22 protein-coding genes and 3 pseudogenes are annotated in these 24,209 nt (G+C 53.3%); 14 read left to right on the top strand and 11 right to left on the bottom strand.

Translation table 11 applies throughout. The features are described from left to right. Positions 1–119 precede the first annotated feature (119 nt). From Y71_RS30695 to Y71_RS11965, 3 genes and pseudogenes are all read left to right on the top strand, one after another. Positions 120–299 (top strand): annotated as a pseudogene (locus Y71_RS30695) (hypothetical protein); the annotation flags it as partial. A gap of 300 nt (positions 300–599) precedes the next feature. Then, complete coding sequence (locus Y71_RS11970; RefSeq protein ID WP_007371847.1) at positions 600–1,532, top strand: DMT family transporter; 933 nt, start codon at positions 600–602, stop codon at positions 1,530–1,532. Positions 1,533–1,805: 273 nt separating this feature from the next. After that, on the top strand, positions 1,806–2,348 hold the full coding sequence (locus Y71_RS11965) for a GNAT family N-acetyltransferase (protein ID WP_007371846.1): 543 nt from the start codon (positions 1,806–1,808) through the stop codon (positions 2,346–2,348). Between the two features lie 299 nt (positions 2,349–2,647). On the opposite strand, the gene Y71_RS11960 is transcribed toward Y71_RS11965, so the two are convergent. The 4 genes from Y71_RS11960 to Y71_RS11945 are packed head-to-tail and all read right to left on the bottom strand — an operon-like array spanning position 2,648 to position 6,340. After that, positions 2,648–3,517 (bottom strand): efflux RND transporter periplasmic adaptor subunit, encoded by an 870-nt coding sequence (locus tag Y71_RS11960; protein ID WP_050998905.1) that lies wholly within the window; start codon positions 3,515–3,517, stop codon positions 2,648–2,650. Continuing rightward, a complete protein-coding gene (locus Y71_RS31000) occupies positions 3,514–3,720 on the bottom strand; it encodes a DUF1656 domain-containing protein (RefSeq protein ID WP_007371844.1) in 207 nt (68 codons plus the stop codon). Before Y71_RS31000 ends, Y71_RS11960 begins: the two co-directional genes overlap by 4 nt. Continuing rightward, entirely contained in the window at positions 3,717–5,744 is a 2,028-nt protein-coding gene (locus tag Y71_RS11950) for an FUSC family protein (RefSeq protein WP_007371843.1), read from the bottom strand. The genes Y71_RS31000 and Y71_RS11950 overlap by 4 nt, the downstream gene beginning before the upstream one ends. Then, positions 5,741–6,340 (bottom strand): MarR family winged helix-turn-helix transcriptional regulator, encoded by a 600-nt coding sequence (locus Y71_RS11945; RefSeq protein ID WP_007371842.1) that lies wholly within the window; start codon positions 6,338–6,340, stop codon positions 5,741–5,743. Before Y71_RS11945 ends, Y71_RS11950 begins: the two co-directional genes overlap by 4 nt. A gap of 213 nt (positions 6,341–6,553) precedes the next feature. Between Y71_RS11945 and Y71_RS31100 the strand changes: the two are divergent. Further along, positions 6,554–6,651: pseudogene (locus tag Y71_RS31100) on the top strand (transposase); the annotation flags it as partial. Here Y71_RS31100 and Y71_RS11940 read toward each other — a convergent pair. Next, positions 6,647–6,769, bottom strand: a pseudogene (locus Y71_RS11940) (transposase); the annotation flags it as partial. The pseudogenes Y71_RS31100 and Y71_RS11940 sit on opposite strands and share 5 nt — an antisense overlap. 228 nt (positions 6,770–6,997) lie before the next feature. On the opposite strand from Y71_RS11940, the gene oqxR reads away from it, so the two are divergent. Next, positions 6,998–7,477 carry an efflux pump transcriptional repressor OqxR gene (gene oqxR, locus Y71_RS11935; RefSeq protein WP_007371841.1) on the top strand — a complete coding sequence of 160 codons (480 nt, stop codon included), beginning with the start codon at positions 6,998–7,000 and terminating at the stop codon, positions 7,475–7,477. A gap of 66 nt (positions 7,478–7,543) precedes the next feature. Here the strand turns inward: oqxR and oqxB are convergent, their stop codons facing one another. Both oqxB and oqxA read right to left on the bottom strand, forming a co-directional pair. Beyond that, positions 7,544–10,696, bottom strand: a complete 3,153-nt coding sequence (gene oqxB, locus Y71_RS11930) for a multidrug efflux RND transporter permease subunit OqxB (protein ID WP_007371840.1) — start codon at positions 10,694–10,696, stop codon at positions 7,544–7,546. Between the two features lie 23 nt (positions 10,697–10,719). Continuing rightward, positions 10,720–11,895, bottom strand: coding sequence for a multidrug efflux RND transporter periplasmic adaptor subunit OqxA (gene oqxA / locus Y71_RS11925; protein ID WP_007371839.1), 1,176 nt, complete (start codon positions 11,893–11,895; stop codon positions 10,720–10,722). A 331-nt stretch (positions 11,896–12,226) separates the two neighbouring features. Between oqxA and Y71_RS11920 the strand changes: the two genes are divergently transcribed. After that, complete coding sequence (locus Y71_RS11920) at positions 12,227–12,589, top strand: helix-turn-helix domain-containing protein (protein WP_007371838.1); 363 nt, start codon at positions 12,227–12,229, stop codon at positions 12,587–12,589. A gap of 111 nt (positions 12,590–12,700) precedes the next feature. Here the strand turns inward: Y71_RS11920 and Y71_RS11915 are convergent, their stop codons facing one another. The 3 genes from Y71_RS11915 to aroQ all read right to left on the bottom strand — a co-directional run bounded on the left by Y71_RS11915 (position 12,701) and on the right by aroQ (position 15,741). Next, complete coding sequence (locus Y71_RS11915) at positions 12,701–14,041, bottom strand: glycoside hydrolase family 28 protein (protein ID WP_035942457.1); 1,341 nt, start codon at positions 14,039–14,041, stop codon at positions 12,701–12,703. 229 nt (positions 14,042–14,270) lie between these two features. Further along, positions 14,271–14,648: a hypothetical protein gene (locus tag Y71_RS11910; RefSeq protein ID WP_007371835.1), complete on the bottom strand. Its 378-nt coding sequence runs from the start codon at positions 14,646–14,648 to the stop codon at positions 14,271–14,273. Positions 14,649–15,207: 559 nt separating this feature from the next. Then, entirely contained in the window at positions 15,208–15,741 is a 534-nt protein-coding gene (aroQ, locus tag Y71_RS11905) for a gamma subclass chorismate mutase AroQ (protein ID WP_035942249.1), read from the bottom strand. 567 nt (positions 15,742–16,308) lie between these two features. Between aroQ and Y71_RS11900 the strand changes: the two genes are divergently transcribed. The 8 genes from Y71_RS11900 to Y71_RS11865 all read left to right on the top strand — a co-directional run bounded on the left by Y71_RS11900 (position 16,309) and on the right by Y71_RS11865 (position 22,925). After that, on the top strand, positions 16,309–16,743 hold the full coding sequence (locus Y71_RS11900) for a RidA family protein (protein ID WP_007371833.1): 435 nt from the start codon (positions 16,309–16,311) through the stop codon (positions 16,741–16,743). 4 nt (positions 16,744–16,747) lie between these two features. Beyond that, positions 16,748–17,422 (top strand): DUF1028 domain-containing protein, encoded by a 675-nt coding sequence (locus Y71_RS11895; protein WP_007371832.1) that lies wholly within the window; start codon positions 16,748–16,750, stop codon positions 17,420–17,422. A 15-nt stretch (positions 17,423–17,437) separates the two neighbouring features. Next, positions 17,438–18,595, top strand: coding sequence for an acetylornithine deacetylase (gene argE / locus Y71_RS11890; protein ID WP_007371831.1), 1,158 nt, complete (start codon positions 17,438–17,440; stop codon positions 18,593–18,595). Between the two features lie 183 nt (positions 18,596–18,778). Next, positions 18,779–19,927: an ABC transporter ATP-binding protein gene (locus tag Y71_RS11885; RefSeq protein ID WP_007371830.1), complete on the top strand. Its 1,149-nt coding sequence runs from the start codon at positions 18,779–18,781 to the stop codon at positions 19,925–19,927. Positions 19,928–19,933: 6 nt separating this feature from the next. Further along, positions 19,934–20,929, top strand: coding sequence for an NAD(P)H-quinone oxidoreductase (locus Y71_RS11880; protein WP_007371829.1), 996 nt, complete (start codon positions 19,934–19,936; stop codon positions 20,927–20,929). Next, positions 20,926–21,537: a glutathione S-transferase gene (locus Y71_RS11875; protein ID WP_035888517.1), complete on the top strand. Its 612-nt coding sequence runs from the start codon at positions 20,926–20,928 to the stop codon at positions 21,535–21,537. Before Y71_RS11880 ends, Y71_RS11875 begins: the two co-directional genes overlap by 4 nt. 12 nt (positions 21,538–21,549) lie before the next feature. After that, positions 21,550–21,999 carry a type II 3-dehydroquinate dehydratase gene (locus Y71_RS11870; RefSeq protein WP_007371827.1) on the top strand — a complete coding sequence of 150 codons (450 nt, stop codon included), beginning with the start codon at positions 21,550–21,552 and terminating at the stop codon, positions 21,997–21,999. After that, on the top strand, positions 21,996–22,925 hold the full coding sequence (locus tag Y71_RS11865; RefSeq protein WP_035888519.1) for a 2-hydroxyacid dehydrogenase: 930 nt from the start codon (positions 21,996–21,998) through the stop codon (positions 22,923–22,925). Before Y71_RS11870 ends, Y71_RS11865 begins: the two co-directional genes overlap by 4 nt. A gap of 87 nt (positions 22,926–23,012) precedes the next feature. Here Y71_RS11865 and Y71_RS11860 read toward each other — a convergent pair whose 3' ends face one another. After that, positions 23,013–23,975: a LysR family transcriptional regulator gene (locus Y71_RS11860; protein WP_007371825.1), complete on the bottom strand. Its 963-nt coding sequence runs from the start codon at positions 23,973–23,975 to the stop codon at positions 23,013–23,015. Positions 23,976–24,209: the final 234 nt, after the last annotated feature.

Here is a 24,209-nt window from a genome sequence, read left to right as displayed (position 1 = left end):
CCCCCGAAAATCCACGCAGCTGCGTGGATTTTTTCTTTTCATGGCTTCACACATAATCTCGCCACGACGCAGACAGAAATGAGAACACTCAGTTTCCATCTTCACTTTAAGTGAATGCAATAGCTGACAAGGACTCGCCATGCTCACTGACACACACTGCCGGGTTGAAAGAAAAACTCTATCGACTTAATGACTTCAACGGCCCCGGCCCTGAAGTGAAGCACAACGGCAAATCCAGCAAGTTCGCATTAGATGAGTATCCAGCAGTAAAACTCGCCGAAGCGCGAGAGAAATGCGAGTAAGCGCCGAAGCAAGCCGCGGAAGGAGCCAGTCCACAGCCATTTACCAGAAAGACAATGCCAGGCTGACTCTCAAAGTCTCTGATGTGCAGACTCACGGCCCCGTTGGGGTTCCGGTCCGGGTCATATTGAGATACCTGGCAACGGATTCAAACACTCTCGGAACCCTGTGAGAAGGAAGATTGTCCCGCATCGTTGAGTTTTTCTAAAAACGGGGCTGAATATAAATCGTTTTTACTGCCAATATCCCAGAGTTATTAATACCGTATGACAACGGGATCACTCTGGAGCAACGCTGTTGTGAACGCAAAACACATGAAATACTCCGACTGGAGTCTGCTTTTCCTGCTCTCATTGCTTTGGGGCGGTTCTTTTTTCTTCAACGGCATTCTGGTGAGATATATCCCTCCGTTGCCACTGGTGGCGGCACGAGTCACGCTTGCAGCAGCCGTACTGTGGAGCGTGTTGTTAATCTCCCGGACACCTGTGCAGCACAGCGCAAAACTCTGGGGTAGTTTCATGGTTATGGGATTGCTTAATAATGTTCTGCCGTTCCTGCTTATCGCCTGGGGACAGTCGCACATTGCCAGCGGCACGGCAGCCATACTTAACGCCACCACGCCGCTTTTTACCATACTGCTGGCGCACCGTTTTACATCAGATGACCGTCTTTCCTGGAGTCGTTGCGTTGGCCTGTTAACCGGCTTTGGCGGCGTTGCATACATGCTGGGCCATGAAAATCTTGCCGGTGAGGATCACAGCCTGGCCGCAGAACTTGCCGTGCTGGCTGCCGCCCTCAGCTATGCCATTGCCAGCCTCTGGGGACGGCGGTTTATGCGGGCAGGTCTGTCACCGCTGGTACCCGCTGCAGGACAACTGACAGCCTCCGCGTTGCTGACGTTACCTGTGGCTTTCCTGAACGGTAATATCAATACATTACTGCACGCAGACGCCATCTGCTGGATGGCTCTTGCAGGTCTGGCAATTTTCTCCACCGCCGTGGCGTATCTGATTTTTTTCCGTCTGCTAGCGAGCGCCGGAGCAACCAACCTGATGCTGGTGACCTTTCTTATCCCCGTCACGGCTGTGCTGGCTGGCTTTGCGTTGCTGGGCGAATCCCTGACTGCTGATAAGCTCATCGGGATGAGTATTCTGGCTGCCGGACTAATGATTCTGGATGGACGGCTCCTGTCTGCAGTCCAGCATCGCGCCGCCGGCAAGCCAGCACCGTAATAACCTGCAGCCCTGTATTCTGAACTGGCTATGTCAGTCATCCGGCTATGTTTTATGACAGTGTGAACAATCGGCGATCACTATCCTGCAGAGGCCTGGGCTGAAATCAGTGCCTGACCGGAGTGCCCCACCCTTACAGATGTCATAAAAAGTTTGTCGGATGTTTGAGGGCGTGAAGCGAATATGGCCCTCTTTTTATGGATTTTTTCGGAGATGAACCGCTCATGATGGTAAATTTAACCAAACATAGAGCTAAGAATAATGGGGGAAACAATGATTACACAGCAAGCGCCGCAGCTTGAAACAGAACGCCTGATTTTAAAGCAATTTACACTCGAAGATTTCCCGGCGCTCAAGGAATGCTGGGCGACTCCGGAAATGGTTAAGATCAATGGCGGCGAAATGCCGACTACAGATATGGTCTGGACCCGTTTATTACGCGATATCGGGCACTGGCAGATGTTGGGTTATGGTTACTGGGCAGTATTTGAAAAATCAACAAACCGTTATGCTGGTTCGTTTGGCTTTCAGGATGCTCATCGGGATATCACGCCTGCTCTGGAATATCCTGAAGCGGGATGGGCGTTAATGCCAGAAGCGCGTGGCAAAGGTTATGCAACTGAAGCGCTGACCGCAATTCTGCTGTGGGCCGATAAGACATTTTCCTCCCCGGTGTGCTGTATTATTGATGAAGAAAATAAACGTTCAAATTATTTAGCTGAGCGCTTTGGATTTCAGTTTCAAAATTATGTTAACTACCGTGGCAAGCAGGTGCGATTACTGGTACGCCAGAAAGCGCTTAATTCGGGTTTGTAAATTCTTGACCAGCCCATTTTGGGATGGTCCTTCACTGAGCAGATTCTGTTGCGGACGTTCTGCGCAAGCGGCAGAGCGTCCCTTTTCGCTCATAGCAGACTTTTATAAAGGGAGCTCATATTTTCAGGAGGGTTTATTTCTCCTCTCTTCATTAGCGCACCAGCTTTACCCGTCAGACAATTCCCGCAGGAAATAAAACCCGTCATTAAAAATAGTGAGTTGACTGAAATGAATGTTCCGTCCACTCACATATTTACTGATTTAATCTTTTTTACTGCATGCAACACGTCCGGGAAATATCACTGATAAATGACAGAAACACTCGCCGTCATTCCTGACGAAAGTCTGGTTTCCGGGGGAATATTATCAATTTTAATACGGACCGGAATGCGCTGCGCCAGCCTGACCCAGTTAAACACCGGCTCCACGTTTGGAAGCCCTAAGTGGTCTGCCGCTGTGTTACTGTCTGAGATGCCTCTTCCGAAGCTTTCCACATGTCCGGCCAGTTGCCTGTTACTGCCCATCAGTTTTATCTTCACTTTATCACCCACTTTAATGCGTCCGAGTTGTGTCTCCTGAAAATAACCAATAACACGGAAGCTGTCCGTTTCAAGGATCGAAACACTGGTGACACCAGAGGTGGCAAAATCCCCTGTCCGCAGACTCAGATTAGTTACATAACCGTCGGCCGGAGCCCGTACTGTCGTTTTCTCCAGATTCAGCCTGGCGATATTAACCTCGGTCTGCGCACTCTGAAAGTCCGCCAGCGCGACCTTCGCGTCGCTGGCCGCCTGCTCAATCGTTTCTCTGGATTCCGATGCCGTACCAAGAAGCGTTCGACGATTTGCCATTGATTTCTTGAGATTCATGGAAAAGTTTTTGGAATCCAGGGTGGCCTCAGCCTCCTGCAGGGCAAGCTGAAAGCGCTCAGGATCTATCTGGTAAAGGATTTCACCACGATGCACAAACTGATTGTCTGCCACATTCACTTTCAGAACGGTACCGGACACTTCCGGTGCTATCTGCACCACATCTGCACTGACCTTGCCATCGCGGGTCCATGGCGCGTACATATAATAGTCCCAGACATGCCAGCCGAGTAATGCAGCACATGCCAGCATTGCCATCGTTAACAGGATCTGACCCCACCGTAGATTAAATGGTTTCATTTGAATGTCCCTGACAATAATGTGCAACCGAAAAAGAGAACGAAATATGTGGCTATATCAAATAGCGGACGGTGCCATACATACCGGTAAAAACCGGCTACAGACAAAACCCAGTGCAGGGTACGGAATAACAGATAACAGGCGATCATGATGAACAGGAGAGACGGGACATAAACACCATAAACATCAATATCAGTGTTCATTTATTTACCTCGGCGTTGTTCTGGAGTGGTAATAAAGCCGTATGAAGGCCAGCCAGGGCATTGCGGATAAGAGGACCGGACACAGGTTGTCCGTCATTTGATCCTGACATGACCTGAAGGCAGTTATTAAGGTGATATTCCAACTGTGTCTGAATGCTGGTCTGTCCGTTAATCTTTCCCTTGTAATAAGCCGCAACACAGAGAAGCAGCTGTTCGAGGCTGTCCCTTTGTGCAACCGTCACAGAGATTTTATTATTCTGTATATCCATTACGCATAAACCTGCTCTGAGATCCCTCAGTAAATCAGTGGCGTATATATCTGATTCGGGTGGTACTGCCGCCATCCGTGGAACAAGCAGCCCCAATTGGTTCAGTATGTGATGGGTCATCCTCTCATCACTGGCGCGTCTCTCCGAACTGATGAACTGTACGATCATTCTCCAGCTGGCTTTCAGTAGTCGCCTTACACTTGTCTCTGCGCCGATGGTTCGAAATGTGGACAATGTCATTATGGCTATGACAATACCGGCAACTGTCGCAATGTTTGCATTCAGGAATGTCGGTAAATCCAGCGTTAATTTCTGGCGTAACTGAAGCATGAAGACCAGGTTCACACTCAGCACAAACCCGGTAAACCACTTTGAGGGGGTGGCAAGTAAAACGCCAACCGGTATCAGAAATAACCCCAGCGATGATATAAGGGGAATGAATCCCAGACTCTCTATAAAAGGGAATATCCCGAACTGATAGACGAAAGAAATGCCCACGGTGGCCAGGGTCAGTTCAAGCATTTTTCTGACTACAGGAACAGCATCATCCAGGGTGGCCATGGTACAGCATATAACGCTCACCATCTGTACGGCAGCGCTGCCATAGCTCCATCCGGTTAAAACCCACAGTGAACAGGCCAGTATGATGGAAACACAAACAGCGGCAGCAGAGAGAAAGGCCATGCCATAGTCCGGAAGCATTCCGACTTTACGCCTGGGTTTGTAGTCGGTTTCATGAACCTCTCCGCTGGTAATATCGCGCCGGAGGGTAAGGCAGTCGCTCCAGACTTCCGTCAATTCATGCAGTTGCCCTGCAAGACGGTTACGGTACAACGTATCCCAGGTCGGTTCTTTATCATGCGGGTGATTTTGTGCCTGGCTGAACAAGGACAGCAGATTTTCTTTTTCATTGTGGTTATCAGCAGGCTCTTCCAGCCAGCCGGAAACCCTGGAAAACCACTCTTTTGCCTGATTGTCCGATATTGTCCTCATTCTGAGGTCATACACTTCAGACAGTAAGGGCAGCAGGGTGACCATCCTCTCCAGTAAGATGGTCATTCTTTCAGCCAGTCTTCTGTCATCGTGGCTTTCGTACCCCACGTGCGTGGCGAAATTGCGAAGATCAACGGCATCGGTAGCCAGCGTCTGTCGTAACTGTAAAGTACGGGGGGAATTCACACTCCCTGACAACACATCCCGGGTCAGCGCATTCGCATTTTCAAGCCACAAATCCACCCTTCGTGACAGTACCTGGCTCGCTTTCTGGGGAAGAATGCCGCGGCTGAACAATGCTATACAGAGAATACCCACGAAGATTTCTTCAACCCGTGAGACTGCTACATCGAACGTGGTGCCCGGCGTGTCCACAATAGTGGATCCCGTGAGCACGGCGGTATAACCGGCAAGCATGAAGAGATAACTTTTCGGGGAACGATCGAGCATGCTGATGAAAAGGCAGCCAGCCGTCCATAATGCCATGCCGACAGAAAGAAGCTCAGGCGATGAGACCAGGTTAGGAACCAGAATTATGATGGCAATCGCGCCCAGAATGGTTCCTCCCATCCGGTACACCGCCTTAGAGGTGGTGGCACCCATTAAGGGATGCGCGACAATGTAAACGGTGCCCAAAGACCAGTAGGGATTGTTAAGATTAAACTTTACTGCGATCCAGTATGCCAGCATGGCGGCAGCGAATGTTTTAAGTGAAAAAATCACCGCTTCCGTCGTCCAGATATCAGATACCTGGGCTTTCATGGACGTCGACCCCGTTCATTGCAGGAATCCAGGTTTTCCAGCATACAGCTCAGGGTTTTTTCAACGATTTCGAGGTCTTCCTGCGGAATATTGCTGAGAATTTGCAGCCGCAGGCTACCGGCAAGGTGATCCAGCCGGTTTCCGAGATCAATCCCCTTTTCCGTCAGACTCAGCAATTTTGCCCGCCGGTCAACGGGATCTTCCTGCCTGCATACAAACCCGCTGTTTTCAAGTCCGTCAAGCAGGCGGACAACTGCCGAGTTTTCCAGCCCCAGTCGCCGGGCCAGTTCATACTGTCTTAATTGTCTGCTTCCCAGATGAAGCATTTCCAGTACCAGTAATGCGGCGGTTCCGGATACCCCCTCCTTGCTCAGGTGCTGGGTCAGGGCTCTTCGCCAGGACTGGCTTACGGCCAGAAGCAGGCGACCAAAGCCTTTTCTTTTATCACTCGCCATTAATTTGTTTTCCTGTGGTTGTTTAAAACATGACAGGGTTAATTCACGGGCAGTTGCCTTCAACTTTTGCAGTGGTTCAGTTAATGAAATAGATGATGCGTCATCTAAAATAGATGACGCATCATCTAAAATCAATGACAAGTCATCTATTAGCCTGTTTTTTTATTGTGTAATTGATTTGGTGTTTATCCATATAGACGCGCAGCCCAGGCATGCACTGTCACTGCCAGAGCGTGGGGGACGGCACACGTCCGGCCTTAAGTACTTGGCTGAACAGGCGATCTCCTGAAACAGTGCCAGGCTAAACCGGAGTATTCGGTTCTTTTCCACTTTACCGGGGGAGGCATATCAGCCATGAAAAAGACCCGCTATGCCGAAGAACAGATAGCGTTGGAGCACTCTGCAAAAAGATGGGCATTTCTGAGGCCACTCTTTATAACTGGAAGAAGAAAAAAGAGTGTGGGTGGTGATATCAAGAGCGGTTACAACGCTGGAAACAGAATGGCCACAATCAACGACTCGTTTGACTGCTTCAATTTCAAACTCTTCGGGATAACATTTACCGCTCAAATCTGTAACGATTCAGTCTCACATGATCTCCCTGCAACGCGGCAAGAAAAAAGTACACAGATTGATACTTTGCTCACATCCGGCGCGCGCTGGAAACTCTTTTTTACGAGCCAGGTCAATCGTGGACGTCTTCAAAAAAAATCCCGTATTTGTTATATTGTTGTTTATTGATTTTTCACCTCTGCGGTGCCAAAAAGAACAAGATTCACCGCAACCCAGGACAATAAAATGTTAGATTACCGCTTCCCGACAGCTTTGCAGATGGTTCTCAGCGTAGCGATGGCGGAGCAATTAGGTGAACGTTCGACAAGTGCGATTCTGGCCTACGGCCTGGAAGCTAATCCGAGCTTTATCCGCAAATTAATGGTTCCACTTACGCGTGACGGCATTATTGTCTCAACGCTTGGCCGCAACGGTTCTATTCATCTTGGTCGCCCGGCGGAACAGATCACCCTGCGCGATATCTACGTTTCCGTCACAGAAGATAAAAAGCTGTGGGCGTCGCGTCCCGATATTCCGGCCCGCTGCGTGGTCAGCGCCAACGCTTGCTGGTACTTCAAATCTATTGCTGATGAAGCGGAGCGGGCTTCATTAGAGGTATTAGCGCAGCATACCGTGGCAAGCGCGCTGGAAGAGGTCAAAAAAGCCGATACCAGCGGATGCGTTCCGGTGCCTGAAATTGATACCTGGTATAAAAAAGCGCATTAACTATTTCCTTATCGCGAAAAAAAACCGCCTTCACAGTGAAGGCGGTTTTTTGTTATTTGCAACATCCTACGCAGGCAGAACGTCGCTTACCGGTTTGCCGCGCGTAACAAATTTACGCAGCGTAACGTAAAACACCGGCGTCAGGAACAGACCAAACAGCGTTACTCCCAGCATACCGGAAAACACCGTGATCCCGGTGACGCCGCGCACTTCTGCACCCGCGCCGTGGCCGAGGATCAGCGGAATCGTCCCGGCAATAAAAGCGATGGAGGTCATCACAATCGGGCGTAAACGCAGGCGGCAAGCTTCCAGCGCCGCTTCCATGATACCTTTCCCCTGAATTTCCAGCTCGCGGGCAAACTCGACGATAAGAATCGCGTTTTTACAGGCCAGCCCCATCAGTACCACCAGACCAACCTGCACAAACACGTTGTTATCACCGCCGGTCAGCCAGACACCAAACAGCGCGGACAGCATCGTCATCGGGACGATAAGGATCACCGCCAGCGGCAGCGTCCAGCTTTCATACAGTGCCGCCAGCACCAGGAAAGCCAGCAGAACCGCGACCGGGAAGACGATCAGCGCAGTGTTGCCCTGCGTGGCCTGCTGGAAGCTCAGATCCGTCCACTCAATATTCATCCCATTCGGCAATATCTGCTTAGACATCCCGGCAAGTTGCGTCATCGCCTGTGCGGAAGAGAGTACGCGAGGATCGGCATCGCCAATAAGATCTGCCGCCGGATAACCATTGTAGCGAATCACCGGATCAGGCCCGTACGTGGTAGTGATATGCACCATACTGCCGATCGGCACCATTTCGCCCTGATTATTACGGGTGCGCAAATTAGCAATATTTTCCACGCTGTCACGGAATGGCCCGTCGGCCTGCGCCATCACGCGCCAGGTGCGCCCGAACTGGTTAAAATCGTTCACATAAGACGAGCCCAGATAAGTTTGCAGCGTACCGAAAAGGTCGGTCAGCGACACACCCTGCGCTTTCGCTTTATCACGATCGACCTGCACATCCAGTTGCGGAACGTTGGCCTGGTAGGTTGAGATCGGGAAATGCATCCCCGGCGTCTGCATAATCGCACCGGACATCGTATTCACCGCGTTTTGCAGCGCGCCATAACCAAGACCGGCGCGATCCTGGATGTAGAGCGAATAGCCAGAACCCTGACCCAGCCCTAAAATCGGCGGCGGCAAAATGGAGAAACCAAAGCCCTGCTGGATTTGTGCGATTTTCGCGTTGATCTCAGCGTTAATTTCCGCCGCAGTATGTTTACGCTGGTCGAACGGTTTCAGACCAAAAAAGACCGTCCCGGTATTCGGCGTATTGGTGAACTGCAACGCATTAAGCCCTGGAAAGGCGACCGCATAATCCACGCCTTCGGTATTCATACCGATTTCGCTCATTTTGCGGATCACCGCATCGGTGCGCGCCAGCGAAGAGCCTTCCGGCATTTTCACACCGCCAATTAAATAGAGCTTATCCTGAGTAGGAATAAACCCGCCGGGGACGGCTTTAAACATAACGCCAGCGGCGCAGAGCAGCAGCACATAAACCACAAACACCGCACCACGTCGTCCGAGCGTTTTGCCAACCAGCCCCTGATAGCCGTTTGAGCTACGGTGGAAAAAGCGGTTAAACGGACGGAAAATCCAACCGAACAGACGATCAATAAGCCTGGTCGGGAAGTCTTTCGGTGCGCCGTGCGGCTTTAACAACAGAGCAGCCAGTGCCGGAGAGAGCGTCAGCGAGTTGATGGCGGAGATCACCGTCGAAATCGCGATAGTCACCGCAAACTGTTTGTAGAACTGACCGGTCACCCCGGAGAGAAATGCCATCGGCACGAACACCGCGCACAGCACCAGCGCAATGGCGATAATCGGCCCGGAAACTTCCCGCATCGCCTGATGCGCCGCCTGAAGAGGAGCCAGCCCCTCTTCAATATTACGCTCAACGTTTTCCACCACCACGATGGCGTCATCCACAACGATACCGATAGCCAATACCAGCCCGAACAAACTCAGGGTATTAAGCGAGAAGCCAAGCAGGTAGAGAATACTGAACGTTCCCACGACCGATACCGGCACCGCGATCAGCGGAATAATCGACGCGCGCCAGGTTTGCAGAAACAGAATCACCACCAGTACCACCAGCACCACCGCTTCCAGCAGCGTTTGTACGACCGCGCGAATGGAATCGCGAACAAAAACCGTCGGATCGTAAGGTGCCGCCCATTTCATATCTTCCGGGAAACGCGTGGCCAGTTCGTTCATTTTGGCGCGCACCGCATTCGACAAATCGATGGCGTTCGCCCCTGGAGACTGGAAGATACCAATCCCGACCGCGTCTTTATTATTCAACTGGGAACGCAGCGCATAGCTGCCGGAACCCATTTCTATACGTGCCACGTCGCGCAGGCGTACCAGCGAGCCGTCTTCCGACGTTTTCAGAATAATATTGCCAAACTCTTCTTCGGTGTGCAGACGCCCCTGGGCATTAATCGAGATCAGGAAATCGCTCTCTTTCGGCAGCGGCTCGGCGCCAAGCTGCCCTGCGGAAACCTGGACGTTTTGCTCCTGCATCGCTGTCACCACATCCGAGGCAGTCAACCCGCGTGCCGCCACCTTATTGGGATCCAGCCAGATGCGCATCGCGTATTCGCCCGCGCCAAAAATCTGAATTTGACCAACGCCGGGCAGACGCGCCAGCTCATCCTTCACTTTCAGCGTGGCGTAGTTACGCATATACAGTGAATCGTATTTACCGCCAGGCGAAAACAGATGCACCACCAGCGTGAGCGTCGGCGATTGTTTCTGGGTAGTAATGCCCAAACGCCGCACATCTTCCGGCAGACGCGCTTCAGCCTGTGATACCCGGTTTTGCACCTGAACCTGCGCCTGATCGGGGTCTGTACCCGGACGGAACGTTACGGTGGTCACCAGTACGCCGTCGGAGCCTGCGACGGATTTCATGTACATCATGTTCTCAACACCGTTGATCGCTTCTTCCAGCGGCGTCGCCACGGTCTCTGCAATCACTTTCGGGTTGGCACCTGGATACTCCGCTCGTACCTGCACGCTTGGCGGTACGACGTCAGGATATTCGCTGACCGGCAACAGCGGGATGGCGATTAATCCTGTAATAAAAATCAGAATCGACAGCACCGCGGCAAAAATCGGCCTGTCGATAAAAAAGCGGGAAAAGTCCATGTTTCGGATTCTCAGGTAAGGGATCAGTTGAGGGCAGTGCTGGCGGTCATGGCAACGGTTTTCGCATTAACCGGCATACCCGGCATAAACACTTTTTGTAAACCGTCGACGATGACTCTGTCGCCAGGGGTCAGCCCCTGCTGCACGATGCGTAAACCGTCTGCCAGACGACCTGGAGTAATATCGCGACGCTGTGCTTTACCATCTTTATCAACGATATAAACATATTTGCGATCCTGATCGGTCAGTACCGCTTTGTCGTCGATAAGTGTGGCTTTGAATTCAGCGCTGCCAGGCAGGCGTACGCGGGCAAACAGTCCCGGCGTGAACTGACGCTGAGCGTTATCCAACAGTGCGCGCATACGGATCGTGCCGGTACTCGGCGTTAACTGATTATCAAGAAAATCCACTTTGCCCTGATGGGGATAGCCCTCTTCGCCAACAAGGCCAATCTCAACCGGTAGCGCCAGGTGATTACTGGACGCCCCCTGCCCGCTGCGGGCGAGATTTTGATAGTGAAGATAAGTCGACTCATCTACGTCAAAGTAGACGTAAACCGTCTTCTGCGATACCAGCGTGGTAAGCACGCTGGCGCTGTCACCCGCAGTGACCAGATTACCGCTGGTGATCAACGCACGACTGGCGCGGCCATCGATAGGCGCGGTCACTTTGGTGAAATCCAGGTTAAGTTGCGCGGCATCAACCGCCGCCTGCGCGGCGCGAATGTCGGCCTGTGCCTGGACGGCGGCCGAACGGCGCTGCTCCCACTCTTCACGGGATACCAGGTTGGTATTGATCAGTTTATCGGTACGGTTAGCCTCGCTTTGTGCCAGGCTGGCCTGCGTTTTGGCTCTCGCCAACGTCGCCTGCGCCTGTTCCAGCGCGGCGCGATAGGTTCTGTCATCAATCGTGAACAGCACCTCGCCCTTTTTCACCTCCTGGCCGTCCGTGTAATTCACTTTATCAATGTAGCCGGAGACACGGGGGCGTAGCTGAACGCTTTCCACCGCTTCAATCCGACCATTAAAGCTATCCCACTGACTAATGGATTTCACCACCACGTTAGCTGCGCTGACGGCGGGAGCTTGTGGAACGGCATTTTGCGCAACACCCTCATCACACCCGACGAGCAGTACGGAGAGAAACATCGCTCCCAGCGCATTCAGATGAAAATTAACCCAAGGTTTTTGCAGGCTCATTATTTTTATTCCGCTAATTGTAGCCGCCGGGCAAGACGCAGCAGGAGATGCCGCGCCACTTCCTTTGTCCGGGCTGGCTTAAGGCCATTTGTGTCGTTCATCGCCACAAAACTGTAACAGTTTCGAATACACTATCGCGGCGATTGTAGGAAGGCGCTTAATTAAGTGCAAGAATAATTGTTGCACTTTATGTGCTATTTGAGTCATCGGCAAATGCCCCGTTTCGGACAGGGATTTAAATGCAACAATAAAACTTGCAATTAATGCAAAAGCGGGTCACTTTAAATGCAACAGACAAAGATGCTTTTAATAGCCTGCGTGAGGAAACAAGATGAACACTGGCGCATTTATTCACGATTTACTCGACTGGATCGACAACAACCTGGAAAACCGTCTGGACATTGCCACCGTTTCCAGGCGAGCCGGCTATTCGAAATGGCACCTCCAGCGGATATTCAAAGAACATACCGGCTATCGTCTCGCCGAGTATATTCGAGCACAAAAGCTGAAAAAATCGGTCGAACGCTTAGCCCACAGCGACGAACCGATTCTGAACGTGGCGATGGCGTTAGGCTTTGACTCCCAGCAGTCCTTCAACCGCAGCTTCAAGCGTCAGTATGGCCAGGCACCCGGCGCGTGGCGTCGCAGTATCGGCTCCCCTAAAACGCAGCATTTGCGCCAGCAATCAGCATAGTGCGTCGTGGTTTTCGCCGTGAAAGTTGAGAGAAATCGTCGGCCTGACAACCGCAGGCCACCCGGCGTGTCCGATCTGATGTTTCATTAAAATAGCCGCTTTCTGCGGCATTCATTTTACGGATGGCGCATCCGTCACGGGAAAAGAGATCCAGTTTTTTGCGCAATCAGCAGAAACAACCGATCGCTGTACCGATGCTTCTCCCGGCGGAACAGGCGAGACACCGCCTGGGCCAATGCGGATCTGCGCCGATTCAATTAGCCAACGAGCCGCATTGCTGAAAGAGACACCGTTCAAGGCAAAATACAAAGGATGAACGGCATCATAACCGCGTAACACCAACTGGCCGGTTTCGCCGGAAATATGACTCAGCGAGATATCACGGTAGACGGGAATGTTGTTCCCGATCGCGTGTGCATCATAATGCGTATCAAAGTCGAGCGGCCGCCGGTTCCCCCGCATACAAACATTGTCGTAGCGGATATCACTGACCATTCCGCCCCGGCTGATATCACTTTTGATACGAAGCCCTGAAGTCGTACCGTCAAGCGTCAAATCACGCACCCGAATGTCGCTGACACCGCCCACCGTCTCGCTACCAATCGACATGCCGTGTCCCCAATAAAAATGGTTGTCCACTAACAGTACATGGCGCGTGGGTCCAGCGGCGCCAGCTTTAATCGCCACATTGTCGTCACCGGTTCTGATGAAGCTGTGAGCAATAACGATATTCTGCGACGAAACAGGATCAATGCCGTCGGTATTACGGGCATTTGCGGGTGTATCAATACGTACGCCCCAGAAAGTCGCATTGCGCACATTCTTCAGGGTGACATGGAATCCAGGTGAATTTCGCAGCGTAATGCCGTGAAAAATAATATTTGAGCCATCATCTATTTCAATCAGGCGAGGCACATTCTGCGCCGCACCTTCAGTCTGCGCGCGGCGAGCCAGCTGCCACCATGATTCATCCTCGCCTTTCATCAGCTCACCGCCCTGCCCATCAATAATCCCCTCCCCGACAATACCTCCACCGTCGCTGTTCTTAAAAAGAATAAAGGGCCGACAGCCATTCCCCTTATGATCAAGGGTTCCACAGCGCCCATTTTTGTCGTAAACACGTGGGTCAGTATTTGCTGTGAGCATTGCGCCATGTGAAATCCAGAGTGTAACGCCAGATTTCATGGTCAAAGGTCCACTGGAGAAACGACCGGCAAGGAGTTGTAAAGCCTCACCCCGGGGGCAGTGATTAATCGCCGACTGAAGCCGTTGGGTATCGTCGCCTGCTGAATAAGTCTGCCGGGGAGCCAGTTTTGCGCAGATATGCGCGGGCAGTACAGGCTCAGGTAAATCAGGGCTATCCTGGGCCAATATCGTCGCGCTGAACCCTGATACCAGGACGGCTAACATGCCAGCGATTATTACTTTCAAATGACAGCGAAGAATAAACATAATGATCCCGACATCAGAATTATTAACGTATTGTAGCGTCGCCGCGATAAAAAAATGTAGCAAACAGGTGTTCAGTTGAAGTGGCGTTTATGTTTGTTGCGAAAAAAAAGATATAATTTTTCGCCTCTTCATTTTTACAACAGTCAGTGAACAGGCGTTCATTGATTAAATCGCGCTGGCTTTAGCAACTCGTACGGTTTTTTATTTCATGTAAAAGGGAAATTTATGATTATTCATCACTTCCCGGATTTGTAAAAACCCGTCCGGATATGGCATCAAGGGCATTGACAGCATGCTTAACCTCTTCGAAGTCATGATAAAACTGATTATTTATCGGCATATGTTTCAGGATCCCAAGACAATAGTTCAGCGCGTTTAGTGCATTGTGTATCGGGTAAAGACAAAGCATCGCGTTGCTGTCCAGGCTGGCCCTGCTTAACAGGCGAATATCCTGTTCAATACCCGCCTTGATAACATCCAGTTTAAAGTGCAGCAACCGCAAGGTGTCAGGCTCCTCGGGTTCCAGGATCAACACGTTAATCAACCCAATGGCTTCTTTAAAATTTTTAATGATAGAGTTAATAAAATTACGCGTTTCAGATGCCATGTTCACTCCGTAAAAAGTCATTAATGCCAACACTGTCACCCGGTATCGTTGATGTTATTCTCCGGAGGCATACAAAAGTAAACTGTATTGCAATATCTGTAAAAACACCGTCGGGACGTTACCCGCGGAGGTTCTCATTTTCATTAGACAAATTTAACATTATAAAATTAAACTTTACTGCAATAACGCTTTTAAATATCGCCAGTGGTATAACGATAAAAGGCTTTCAGCGACATAAAAACCGGGTATCACGTGAACCTGAAGATATCGGTAAATCTGAAATATGACGGAATTGCGTCAATTCGTTTTGCAAATGAGAAAACAGAAGCGCTGTAAGAGGAATCAGATAATGATGAATTATCGTTAATTTCCAGCGCCTGAATTATCGGGTTTGATATTGCCGCCAGCCGACCCTGTCGGATTGAATAATCGTGATGAAATATTTCTTCCGTACCGCATATGCATCCAAAGCGTTAATCGAATCGGTCTGAATGATCAGTGGCCCGAAAACACTTACCAGCCCGGACGCTGAATCGCCTGGCAGCGCAGTAGCGCTCTCCTACCCGGCGCGCTGAATATAGCGCATGGTGTCCAGTAGATTATCCTTCTCGGCTACAGTCAGATTCGGAGACGCTGTTCTCTCAGCCAGCCAGGCCCGCTCAGAATAAGAGAGTTGACCTGTGCGAAGCCGCTGGCTGATGGTCATGAGCAAATGCTTGTCCAGTTCATTGATACGCTGTCTGATTCCCTCAAGATCCCGTTGGGTGACAGATAAATCTGCTGGCGCAAACCCATCTGCCAGATAGCGATACTGTATCGTTTTACCCGCAGTCATCAACGCACTGATGAACGACTCCACTGACTGAGGTTCCAGCCCGGCTTCTTGCGCCGTGTTCCGCGCCGCCGACAGCACTTTTTCTTCCCGCGCTAAATCCTCCACGGGTAAATCATACTTCGCCTTGTAAGCCGCAACGTCTCTCATTATCTGCATGCGTTCGGTCAGGATTAACGAAAGGGCATTAAGACAGATGGAAGCTGATGCTCCCGCAAAAACGCTTCCGGACATGAGTAGAGTTGATGCGAAATTCTTCATAACCATTCCTCAAAGAAAGGTGAGACATTTAATTTACCCGCGCAAATATAACTAAAGATTACTATTTCGTTTCTGGATGTAAGAGCTTTGTTATAAGCAAAGCCAGCTTTTCCTCGCGCTCGTTACCCCGCAACGCTTATGGCTCCCGCGCTGGCGGCTAACAAGCTCTCTGTTTCAGATACACAATTACGTGATTGACACTGGCTGAACAAAGGCACCTGCGGGAATAAGCGGCAAACCAGGCGCCTGAACACATCATTCACTTTTCATTAATTTAATTACGTTATTATTTCATCAAAGCGGCTTTAGGTAAGGAAATGTAACGCGCTGATATCCATGTAGATTCATCAGCGACCCGCAAGACTTTTACGAGGCGGCGATTGAAATGTGGAAAAAACGTTATCAGGCCTTTTGCGCCGGGGCGCTCCGTCGTTTGATGATGACAAAAGCGGTGCAGGTCTGGAGGGGTGTTCGCATTTTCTAAACTAACGCCTCGGATTATTCTGTTTTGTTTGTTATGCCTGAGAAGGTATACCTTGCCGGGAATCCATTTCCAGGCAGGCAGACATGAGCACACATACCCGCATTCGTAAATTCAACACCAAAGACACTTATCCAAATCAGTCACTTGATAACGATCTTTGCCAGGCCGTGCGCGCAGGCAATACCGTGTACGTTCGCGGCCAGATTGGTACCGATTTCGAAGGCAACCTGGTGGGGCTTGGCGATCCAGCAGCGCAGGCCGAGCAAGCGATGAAGAACGTAAAACAACTGCTGGAAGAAGCGGGCAGCGATCTGTCACACATCGTTAAAACCACCACCTATATCATCGACCCCCGCTACCGCGAACCGGTTTATCAAGTGGTTGGCAAATGGCTGAAGGGTGTATTTCCGATCTCAACCGGGCTGGTCATTTCTGCGCTTGGTCAGCCGCAATGGCTGATGGAAATTGATGTTATCGCGGTGATTCCGGACGACTGGCAGCCGCAATCAGGAGCCTAAAATCATGACGTTATCGATTATCGGACGCTGCGCGCAAACCGGCCAGATCGGCATTGCTATTAGCTCTTCCAGCATCGCGGTCGGCGCGCGCTGCCCCTGGCTGCGCAGCAAGGTTGGCGCGGTATCAACGCAAAACATCACCTTACCGGCGCTGGGGCCGCGCATTCTTGATCGGTTACAGCAAGGCGATGCTGCCGAAACCGCACTGCAATTCGGGCTCGACACGGATGACTACTTCATGTACCGACAGGTTACCGTGTTGACAGCCAGCGGTGAAAGCGCGTTCTACAGCGGCGAAAAGACGCTGGGCGTCAACCACGCACTGCGCGGGGAGAACTGCGTGGCGGCGGGTAATCTGCTGGCAAATACTGATGTTATTACCGCGATGGTCAACGCCTTCGAACAGCAGTCCGGGCATCTTGCTGACAGGCTCATTGCCGCGATGCAGGTGGGCCTGCAAGCGGGCGGGGAAGCCGGTCCGGTGCATTCGGCGGCGCTGTCGATTGTCGATTCGCCAGTCTGGCCGATTGTTGATTTGCGCGTTGACTGGACCGATGCCGATCCGATTGCTGAACTTAGTAACCTCTGGCACGCCTATAAACCGCAGATGCAGGACTATTTAACCCGCGCACTCGATCCCCGCAGTGCGCCGGGTTATGGCGTGCCGGGCGACGAGTAACCGCAAGGAGATCCGATGATGAGCAGCCGCAAACTGCTGGAACAACTGGTGGCGTTTAACACCACCAGCCGCGAATCTAATCTGGCGCTGATCGACTTTGTTCGTCGCTACTTAACCGGGCTTGGTGTCGAGTGCGAACTGATTCACAACGCCGAAGGCAGCAAAGCGAATCTGTATGCCCGGCTTGGCCCGGCGGGTAGCGGCGGCGTGATGCTTTCGGGCCACAGCGACGTGGTGCCCGTTGACGGGCAGAGCTGGAGCGTTCCCCCTTTTGTACTGACTGAACGAGAAGGCAAACTGTACGGTCGCGGCACGGCGGACATGAAAGGCTTTATCGCCTGCGTGCTGGCTGCCGTCCCCTATTTTCTTACGCAGCCGCTGGCGCAACCGCTGCATCTGGCCATTTCCTATGATGAGGAAGTGGGATGCCTTGGCGTGCGAACCCTGCTGGATGCCCTCTCCCGGCGCCCGGAAAAGCCCGATATCTGCCTGATTGGCGAACCCACCGAACTGCAACCCGTGCTCGGCCACAAAGGCAAGCTCGGCGTGCGTTGTGAAGTACAGGGTGCCGCCTGCCATTCGGCTTACGCACCACAGGGCGTGAATGCCATCGAATATGCCGCAAAGCTTATCCATAAGCTTACGGTGATAGGCCAGCGGCTGGCCGCGCCGGAACATCAGGATGCGCGTTTTGATCCGCCGTTTACCACCGTACAAACGGGCGTCATCCTGGGCGGCCGGGCGCTCAATATTGTGCCTGCCGAATGTACGTTTGACTTCGAGGTACGCACATTGCCGCAGGATGATGCGCAGGAAGTGGCACGGGAACTGGAGAATTACGCGCAGCGCGAACTCCTGCCGCAAATGCACGCCGTGAATGGCGAGGCAGCGATCCGCTTTTATCCCATTAGCGGTTATCCCGGTTTGTACACCGACGCGCAAAGCGCCGCGGCCCGGCTGCTTGCCCATCTCACCGGTTCTGACGCGTTCAGCACCGTCGCATTCGGTACGGAAGGCGGGTTGTTCCATCAGGCAGGTATTCCCAGCGTGGTCTGCGGGCCGGGTAGTATGGCGCAGGGCCATAAACCGGATGAATTTATCACCATCGAACAGATGGAGGCCTGCGATGCCCTGCTACGTCGTCTTGCGACGTGGATGTGCCAGAAAGCATGACGTTGCCGTCCAACACCATCGCACCGTAAATGCAGGGCGCATCCTGGCCGCCCGGCATTTATCCCCCACTCTTTACTGCTTTAACTTTTCCAAATGCCAGCTTCAGGAAGCACTAACCGCGTGATGCACGCTTAAGCCGTATGCTGGTGGACAGTATTTGATAGCCCCGTTTCTGGAGATTCCATGGTCAGTGCAGAAATCACCACATTCCCGCAGCCCGACACGCTGCCCCCCGTCGCGCGCAACGCTAACGTTGCCGTACGGCTTGATGGCGTACTGAAACGCTTTGGCGACGCCATCGCCCTACATAAAATTTCCCTGATGATTGAGGAAGGGGAATTTATTACGCTGCTCGGCCCTTCAGGCTGCGGTAAAACCACGCTGCTGAATCTGATGGCGGGTTTCGCCGAAGCGGATGGCGGCGAGATCTTTATTGATGGCGATCTGGTGACCGATATACCGCCCTGGCAGCGGGAAATCGGCATTGTCTTTCAGAACTACGCGCTGTTTCCGCATATGACAGTCGAGAAGAATGTGGGTTACGGCCTGCGTATGCGCGGTGTGCCCAAAGCCGAGATTGCTGAACGCGTTGAGCAGGCGCTGGCGCTGGTGAAGCTTGCTGGTTACGGCCACCGTAAGCCACGTGAACTGTCTGGTGGCCAGCAGCAGCGTGTGGCGCTGGCCCGCGCGCTGGTCATTCGCCCCAAAGTGCTGCTGCTGGATGAGCCTTTCTCCGCGCTGGATAAAAACCTGCGCCTGTCAATGCAGGTTGAGTTGAAAGCGATTCAGCGCAAACTTGGCGTCACCACCGTCTTCGTGACGCACGATCAGGGGGAAGCGCTGAGCATGAGCGATCGCGTGGTGGTGATGTCGGCAGGCCATGTACGCCAGATCGGCACACCGGATGAGATTTATCGCCGTCCGCAGGATCCGTTTGTCGCAGGTTTTGTCGGTGATGTAAACATTCTGCCGGGGCGCTACGCCGGTCGCGATGGCGATGCAATACTCGATCTGGGCGGTAATGTGCTGCGTCTGCCAGCAGAGCGCGTTCATGCCACGATTGGCGAGCGCCTTGATGTCTACGTCCGTCCGGAAAATATTCAACTGGCCGCGCTTGGCCCGCATTCACTGTTTAGCGCCACGGTTATCGCCCATGTCTTTCAGGGCGATCATGTTGATGTCCATCTTGATGTGCCTGCACTGGGCAACGCCGCGCTGTTTGCCCGCCAGTCCGGCCTGAATTCGCTGACGCGCTGGCCAGTCGGTAGTCTGGTTGGCGTGAGTGTCGATGACGAAGGCGTGTGCGCCTTTAGCACGGCAAACCAGGGGTAAGCCGCGATGATACCTGAAATGATGAATGCCGTGATTGCGTGCCGGCCTGGAGGCCCTGAGGTATTAGAGCGCGTACAGCGCCCTGTCCCGCTGCCTGGCGCCGGTGAGGTGCTGATTCGTGTTGCCAGTGCGGGGGTCAATCGCCCCGATATCCTGCAGCGCAACGGTATGCCGCTGCCGCCAGGGGTAACCGATGTGCTGGGGCTGGAAGTCTCCGGCACCGTGGTAGCGCTGGGCGCAGGCGTTGAATTCCCCGCTGTTGGCTCGCCGGTCATGGCGCTGCTCAATGGCGGCGGTTATGCGGACTACTGCGTAGCGCGCGCTGAACTCTGTTTATCCGTGCCAGAAACGCTGCCGCTCGCGCAGGCCGCAGGCGTGCCGGAAGCAGCATTTACCGTGTGGCATAACCTGTTTGAACTGGGGCGTTTGCAGCCGGGCGAAACCGTACTGATTCACGGTGCGGCGAGCGGCGTTGGCACCTTTGCTATTCAGTGTGCGCAGGCATGCGGGGCGCGAGTGATTGCGACGGCTGGCGGGAGTGAAAAGATTGCGGCGCTGCGACAACTCGGTGTATGGCGCGCCATCAACCGCCACAACGAAGATTTCGTCGCCGTCGTGCTTGCCGCAACCGAAGGACGCGGTGTCGATGTGGTGCTGGATAATGTCGGTGGCGATTACGTGGCGCGCAACCTGAGCGTGTTAGCGCCGGGCGGACGTCATATCAGTCTTTCATTTATGCAGGGTGCGAAGATTGAACTCGATCTGCAACTGGTGATGCGCAAAGGGCTGAGCATCACCTCTTCTACCCTGCGCCCCAAAAGCGTGGCCGAGAAAATGCGGCTGGCGCAGTGCATCAGCAAGCATCTGCTGCCGCTGATCGCCGCAGGCAAAGTCGCGCCGACGCTGTATCAAACCTTGCCGCTAGCGCAAGCGGCTGACGCTCATCGTATCCTTGAAGCCAACGCCAACATCGGCAAAGTGCTGCTGCAGGTGGCGTCATGATGCAACTCTTTTTTGCCACCACGTCCGCTTATGTACGCAAAGTGATGGTGTGCGCAAGCGTACTGGGTCTTGCTGATGAGATAGAACGGCTGGATTCTGCCGCCCATCCGATCGAACGTGACGAACGTATTGCCGTGTTTAATCCTCTGGCAAAAGTACCGGCGCTGCGCACCGAAAACGGGCTCTGTCTTTATGACAGCCGGGTCATCTGCGAATACCTCAACGCGCGGGCCGGGGGCGATTTATACCCGGCACAAGGCGATGCGCGCTGGAGAAGTCTGGCACGCCAGGCGCTGGGCGACGGGATGATCGATGCCGCATTACTGGCGCGCTACGAATTCAGTGCGCGTCCACCGGAGAAACAGTGGCAGAACTGGGCTGACGCGCAACTGAAAAAAGTCGCCGCCGCACTGGCAGAGATCGAAGGCCAGGTCAGCAGTTTCAGCGCTCATCCCAACGATATCGGGCTGATTGCCATTGGCTGTGCGCTCGGTTATCTCGACTTTCGCTTTGCCGGGCTCAACTGGCGCGCTGGCCACCCGCTTACCGCCGCCTGGTTCGCCCTCTTCGATGCGCATCCGGCAATGGCCGCGACGCGTCCGTATTAATCAGGAGTGTGCATGTCACAGCAGATCTATTTTCTCAATGGGCCGAACGCCAACTTGTATGGGCTGGATAAAAACGGCACCTACGGCAGCGAAAGCTTTGTCAGCATCGAAGCGCGCTGTCAGCGCCGCGCCGCGTCACACGGTGTGATATTGCATTTCCGCCAGAGCAACCATGAAGGTGTGCTGGTTGACTGGATTCAGGAAGCGCGCCAGAACGCGGTGGGATTAATTATCAACGCCGCGGGTTTGACCTACAGTTCGGTACCCATTCTTGATGCGTTACTGATGTTTGATGGTCCAATCATTGAAACGCATATGAGCAACATCTGGAAGCGCGAGCCGTTCCGCCATCACTCTCTGGTGTCGAAAGCGGCAACCGGTGTGATTGCCGGGCTGGGTGCAGTCGGTTACGAGCTGGCGATCGATGCGGTGGTCAACCTGGTGGGAACGCGCGCTGCATGAGTACATTAGTGTTTTACAGCGAATTCGACAGCTTCGAAGAGTGGTCCCATTTACTTGCCCCACATTTGCCCGGCGTGACAATTTGCCGCGCCGAAACGGTGCAAAACCCCGATGAGGTGCACTATGCGCTGGCATGGAAGCCGCCTCATGGCTTCTTTGCGCCGTACCGCAATCTCAAACTGTTGGTGAATCTTGGCGCGGGCGTTGATTCGCTGGTGGGACGCGACGATCTGCCGGATATTCCGATAATTCGTCTCTCCGATCCGGATATGGCGCGCATGATGGCCGGTTACGTGCTGTTTGCCGTGCTGCGCTACGCGCGCGATATCCCGGCCTTTGAACGCGCGCAGCGTGAACAGCGCTGGCATTACCTGCATCCACGCAAACCTTCCGACATCCGGGTCGGTGTGCTGGGCCTGGGAGAGTTGGGCGCATATACGGCGCGGGAACTGGTACGACAGGGGTTCGACGTGCGCGGCTGGTCGCGTTCGCCAAAAGCGATGACGGGTATGAAGTGCAGCAGTGGGCTGGCGTCGCTGAATGATTTTCTCAGCCAGAGCGACATTCTGGTGGTCATGCTGCCACTTACACCACACACGGCTGGCTTGCTCAGTGCTGAGCGGCTGTCGCGCCTGCCGTATGGCGCGGCGTTCATTAATGTTTCGCGCGGGGCGATTGTCGATCAGGCGGCGCTGACTGACGCGCTGCGCTCAGGGCAGATCGCTGAAGCTACGCTGGATGTGTTTGACCGCGAACCGCTGCCTTCCTGCGATCCGCTGTGGCGGATGGACAACGTGCTGATCACGCCGCATCTGGCCTCGGTCGCCATCCCTGCCAGCGCCGCACAGCAGGTGGCAGAAAACATCCAGCGCGCCGCACGCGGTGAATCGGTGACCAATCAGGTGTTCCCGGAGCGCGGGTATTAACGGAAAACCACGCAATTTATGGCGCAATGTCTGGCAGCCATGCTGCCGACATTGCTGTACGCGTTAAATTGCGCTGCCAGGCATCAGTCACGCCACCCGCACCACCTGCGGATCGAAATAGCTTGGTGCCGCCATGCCAGGAATATACTGGTCGGAGATAAAAACGCGGCAGCGCTCAGCGAAGGCGTTAACCACCATCGAGTGCTGGGTGTGGGCGGCGGTCGCATAACCGAGTTGCATCGCCCTGTTGGTCCCCGCCAGCCGTACGCGAATCAGGCGTTTGCCATCCTGGGAGAGATGCGCTTTCGGCCGCACGTTGGCGATACCAAACCCCACGCCGTTCGCCACCATCGCACGCACCACTTCCATATTGCTGGAGCGCATTACCACATTCGGCGTCACGCCCGCCTCGCTAAACAGGCCAAGGAAGTATTCACGGCTCCACGGCATATCCAGCAACACCATCGGCATCGTCGCCAGATCCTGAATGGTCACCGCCGATTGCGTCGCCAGCGGATGATGTTCACCCACCATCACATACGGTGGCAACTGTGCCAGCGATGTAAATGCGATGTCGCTGGCGGGGACTAAATCGTAGGTCAGCGCGATATCAATATCGGCGGTGCGTAACTGTTTCAGCAACTGTTCATGGTTGCCTTCGACAAGCGTAATGCGCACACCGGGAAACGCGCGGCCAAAGCCGAACACCAGTTCGGGGGTCAGCATGGGCGCCAGCGTATCCAGACAGCCCACGCGCAGCGGGCCGCGTACATTGTTCATGGATTCCGACGCGATAGTATAGAGGTTCAACATCTGCTCCAGAATGAGCTTCGCCTCTTTCAGAACCTGATGACCGATCGCCGTGAGCGAAACGCCCTGCGCGTGATGGCGCACAAAAAGCTGTACGCCCAGTTCAGATTCGATATGGGTGATAGCAGCAGAGATCGACGGCGACGAAACGTGGATACGTTCTGAAGCGCCAATAATGCTGCCAGCCTCTCCGGAGGCGACAAAATATTCCAGCTGACGCTGGGTAATGCGACTGAGCATGCAGGTTCTCCTGAGATCGCCGACGCGATCATGTCGCGTCAGTCATTCTAATAGTGCTTATTTTCATGCATTTATCATGCCAAACGCTAAATAACAGCATAATTCCCTGGTTTTGTTGTGCCACCATTCCTTCAGCCTTATCACTGGTTAAGAAAATCCGTTGCAAAGCAGCGCCTTTTTTAGCGTCAGAAATCCTGATGCAACGACGAGGAAAAGGCTGTTTTACGGAATCAA

This window comes from Kosakonia radicincitans DSM 16656 (assembly GCF_000280495.2).
GTDB classification, from domain to species: domain Bacteria; phylum Pseudomonadota; class Gammaproteobacteria; order Enterobacterales; family Enterobacteriaceae; genus Kosakonia; species Kosakonia radicincitans.
The sequence above is the reverse complement of the archived record's forward strand: the minus strand, read 5'-3'. Positions and strand labels throughout refer to the sequence as shown.